The 2380-nt window shown below is 66.7% G+C and carries 2 protein-coding genes and 1 pseudogene; all 3 read right to left on the reverse strand.

Going from position 1 to position 2380, the window contains the following annotated elements; translation table 11 throughout:
- Window positions 1–1381: pseudogene (tnpC, locus tag EJI01_RS28155) on the reverse strand (IS66 family transposase); the annotation flags it as partial.
- A 144-nt stretch (window positions 1382–1525) separates the two neighbouring features.
- Window positions 1526–1873, reverse strand: a complete 348-nt coding sequence (tnpB, locus tag EJI01_RS28165; RefSeq protein ID WP_126840388.1) for an IS66 family insertion sequence element accessory protein TnpB — start codon at window positions 1871–1873, stop codon at window positions 1526–1528.
- The gene (gene tnpA / locus EJI01_RS28170) at window positions 1870–2265 is read right to left on the reverse strand and encodes an IS66-like element accessory protein TnpA (RefSeq protein ID WP_221885741.1); all 396 of its coding nucleotides are present in this window, start codon (window positions 2263–2265) and stop codon (window positions 1870–1872) included. Before tnpA ends, tnpB begins: the two co-directional genes overlap by 4 nt.
- Window positions 2266–2380: the final 115 nt, after the last annotated feature.

Genomic DNA, 2380 nt, shown 5'->3' on the forward strand with positions numbered 1-2380 from the left:
AGCCTCGGGATCGATCCCGTTGAGCTTGGCCGTCTCCACAAGGCTGTAGATCGCCGCAGCGCGTTCGCCTCCCGCGTCCGACCCCATAAAGAGGTAGTTCTTGCGGCCGAGGCTGACGCCGCGCAGCGCGCGCTCGGCGGCATTGTTATCGATCTCGATGCGGCCGTCGTCGACGTAGCGCGTCAGCGCCTTCCAGCGTGTGAGCGAGTAGCCAATGGCGGCGGTGATCTCCGACTTCGCCGACACGCGGCCCACCATGGCGCTCAGCCAGGCGTGCAACTCGTTGAGCAACGGGCCTGCGCGTGCCTGGCGCTGTCGTCGTCGCTCGTCGGGCGGCTGGCCACGGATGTCGGCCTCGACAGCGTACAAGGCAGCGATGCGCTTGAGCGCCTGCTCGGCCACTGAGCCCGGCGCTCGTCCCAGACTCAGGTGCAGATCCCACCACGGTCGTCTCGCATGAGCCCAGGAAGCAGCTTCCGTGACGCGGCCGCTGCCGTACAGCTTGCCCCAGCCGCCGTAGGCGTCGGCCTGCAGAATGCCAGTGAAGTTCTTGAGGTGCGTCTGCGGATGCTCGCCCTTGCGATCAGGCGAGTATCGGAACCAGACAGCCGGTGCATCCTGGCTCGCGGCCGGGCGATCGTCTCGCACGTAGACCCAAAGCCGTCCTGTCTTGGTGCGCCCGCGCCCCGGGTCGAGGACGCCCACCGGCGTGTCGTCGGCATGCACCTTCGCACCCGCCAGCGCGTAGCGCCCGAGTGCGGCCACCAGCGGGTCGAGCAATTCGTCGCCCTGGTCGACCCATCCAACCATCGTGGAGCGATCGATGAACACGCCGTCGCGAGCGTAGATGCCGCTCTGCCGGTACAGGGGAATGTGGTCGCAATACTTCGAGACCATGACATGCGCAAGGAGCCCCGGCCCGGCGACGCCACGCGCGATTGGCCGGCTCGGCGCGGTGGCCTGGAAGATCGTCTCGCAGGCCACGCACGCGAGCTTCGGCCGGACATGGCGGATCGCCTTGAAGTGCGCGGGAACGTACTCGCTGCTCGGAGACGTCCTGGCCGATGAGGCGCAGTCGGCCACCGCAAGCGATGCAGCCGCATTGCTGACCGTTCGCGTCATGGTGGTCGGGGGTCGTCTCGGGGCGATAGGTCTTCGTGTCGCGCGGCAGGTGCGCCGGCAACTTGCGATCGGACTCTGGTGTGTTGGCAGCGTCCTTCTTCGGGGGCGTCTTGGACCCCAGAAGTTTATCCAGTGGTTGGCCTTCGATCAGGGCGAACTGAGGGCTGTCCAGTTGTTCGCTGGAAGCTCCGAACCGGGCACGATCGCGCCGCAGTACCTGCAGCTTGAGCTTGTCGATCATCAACTTGAGTAACGCCACTTCCGCCTCCTACGCCTCGACGACGCGCAGCAGCGAATCGACAGTGTGGGGCGGGTTCGAAGTGGTCGTCACAGGGCTCTACTGTGCCCGGCCCAACGGGTCTGGACCATCGGGTCTGCACCCGAGTCCAATTCATACAGTGGTTCAGGCAGCGAGTTCCGGCTCGTGCGTGCGCATCGGCATGCGCCAGTCGATGCCTTCGAGCAGCATCGACAACTGCGCGGGCGTCAGCGAGACGCTGCCAGACGTTGCCTGCGGCCAGACGAAGCGACCGCGCTCCAGCCGCTTGGACAGCAACATCAGCCCCTGACCGTCGAACCACAGCACCTTGAGGATGTCGCCGCGTCGACCGCGGAAGACGAAGACGTGACCGCAGAACGGGTTGGCCGCGAGAGCGGTCTGCACCATCCCGGCCAGGCCGTCGAAGCCCTTGCGCATGTCGGTGTGGCCAGCGACGATCCACACGCGCGTGTTGGCCGGCGCGCCGATCATGCGGCGCCGCGCAGCGACTGCAGAACGCAGCGGACGGTCGCGTCATCGACGACACCGCGAAGGCGCACACGAGAGCCTCCGATGTCGATCTCGATCGTGCCGGTTGCGGGGCGACCCGCCGGTGGCGCCGGTGTGGGCGCGACGACATCGACTCCTTGCGGCGCCTCGATCGATACCGGCAGCAGCACGGGCGTTGACGGCCCTGGGGTTTGCCCAGCCGAATTGCGCTGCGCGCGGCGCCACGTGAACAGAAGATTCGCGTTGATGCCGGCGTCCAACGCGATTGCCGACACGGACGCGCCAGGCAGCAGGCTTCGCGCAACCAGTTCGCGCTTCAGCTCCGGGCTGTGTTCGCGCCGCCCACGGGCGCCTCGAGTGACTCGATCGTTCATGATGTGCATTTCCGCCTTGATGCACACCATCGCAGGTGCGCTCGATCAGACGATCGTGCGCATCGGCTGGCGATCTGAACAGAGGGCCCTGGGGCACCGCTTACGGACATCTGAC

The sequence above is a fragment of the Variovorax sp. MHTC-1 genome, assembly GCF_003984645.1.
GTDB lineage: Bacteria > Pseudomonadota > Gammaproteobacteria > Burkholderiales > Burkholderiaceae_C > Variovorax.

What these genes read in the sequence shown, in the direction of transcription:
- tnpA (WP_221885741.1), bottom strand. Translation starts at nt 2,265, where the DNA reads ATGAACGATCGAGTCACTCGAGGCGCCCGTGGGCGGCGCGAACACAGC.
- tnpB (WP_126840388.1), bottom strand. Translation starts at nt 1,873, where the DNA reads ATGATCGGCGCGCCGGCCAACACGCGCGTGTGGATCGTCGCTGGCCAC.